Here is a 1,361-nt window from a genome sequence, read left to right as displayed (position 1 = left end):
TGATTACTATGATAAAAGCAAATAATAATTCATAATATTTATTTCGTTTTTCTGATAATAATTCAATAATCTAAGACATAGACATACCTGGAATAATGTATATTATCCTCTATATTTATATCCGTTATGTATAGCTTTTGATTAAGCTACTTGTTTCATTACATACATTTTTTTGTCTTTCACGCATGCACATATACGTTGTACTAATTTGTTTCTTACATTGTTTAACACAAGCATTTTGTGTTTTCCGTCCCCCACTTTTCTCTCATAATAACTCTTTATCTCAGGATCATGCCTAATGCTCGATAATGCACACATATGTAAAAGCTTTTTAAGCTTCTTATTTGACATGAAGTGTACTTTAGGCCTTCCTTTTACACACTTACCTGAGGTGTACTCGAAAGGAACTACTCCACAATATGATGCTAATTGTCTAGCTTCATCAAATGAGGTAAATCTATTAGTATAACAGATTAAGAACATAGCTGTAATAGGACCTATACCAACTACAGATGTTACACAATCATAGATCTCTTTAATTTCTTGATTCTCTTTTAAAAGAATATCTAATTGATCATCTATTGACTTAATCATCTCTTCTAAGGCTTTTAATGAAGCTTTTTCATTAGCACATAGTGTTTTATACAACTCAGCATTAAAGTCCTTTAATTCATTTGTTCTTACATTCATTGCTGTTTTATGAACTATACTCATTTCGCGTTGTCCTAATAATGCTTGCATCTTATCTATTACTTGATCAGAAGCTTTAAACAAAGCTGCCTCTTCTTGATTTTTTTTAGCATATAATGCTATTCTTGCTGAATCTACCTTATCATTTTTACCTCTTTGTATTCCACTACTTCTAATAATCTTGTAAGCCATCTCTACCCAAATATTACAGTTTTTAACTTGTAACTCTCTAACTAAAATGTTCTTATAAATCCCTGTATGTTCCATACAGATCAATGTATTATCAATAGAACAACCTTCACCTTTCATCCATTTTATAAATTCTAAAACACCTTTCTTGGTATTAGCAAACTGGTTGTGCTTATAATTGCTTACTTCTACATAAATTGATGCATCAAAATATTCTTTTGAAATGTCGATTCCGATAAATTGTGTAAATTTGTCCATAATGATAATTATTTAAGGCAGCCTATTACTAAATATCATCTAAACCTTAATACTAGATCCTTACATCTTAATTACTAGTCTGATACCTTTTAGTAGAATCAACAAAGTCCTACTCAGTTCTTAAGTCATTAACTTTGTAAACTGTTTGGTTCACTCTGTTGATTTGGTTGCTTTATTATACTTCTATAAAATTATCATTTTCTTATTCAACAAATCTAAAGGTA

Annotated in this window: 1 protein-coding gene; it reads right to left on the bottom strand. The window is 29.5% G+C overall.

Annotated elements, in window-relative coordinates:
- Positions 1-141: 141 nt before the first annotated feature.
- A complete protein-coding gene (locus HX049_RS18350; RefSeq protein ID WP_286417824.1) occupies positions 142-1,137 on the bottom strand; it encodes an IS110 family transposase in 996 nt (331 codons plus the stop codon).
- Positions 1,138-1,361: the final 224 nt, after the last annotated feature.

Origin of the sequence: Myroides odoratimimus (assembly GCF_030326305.1) — a bacterium.
GTDB lineage: Bacteria > Bacteroidota > Bacteroidia > Flavobacteriales > Flavobacteriaceae > Flavobacterium > Flavobacterium odoratimimum_A.
This window is presented reverse-complemented; position numbering and strand designations above follow the sequence as displayed.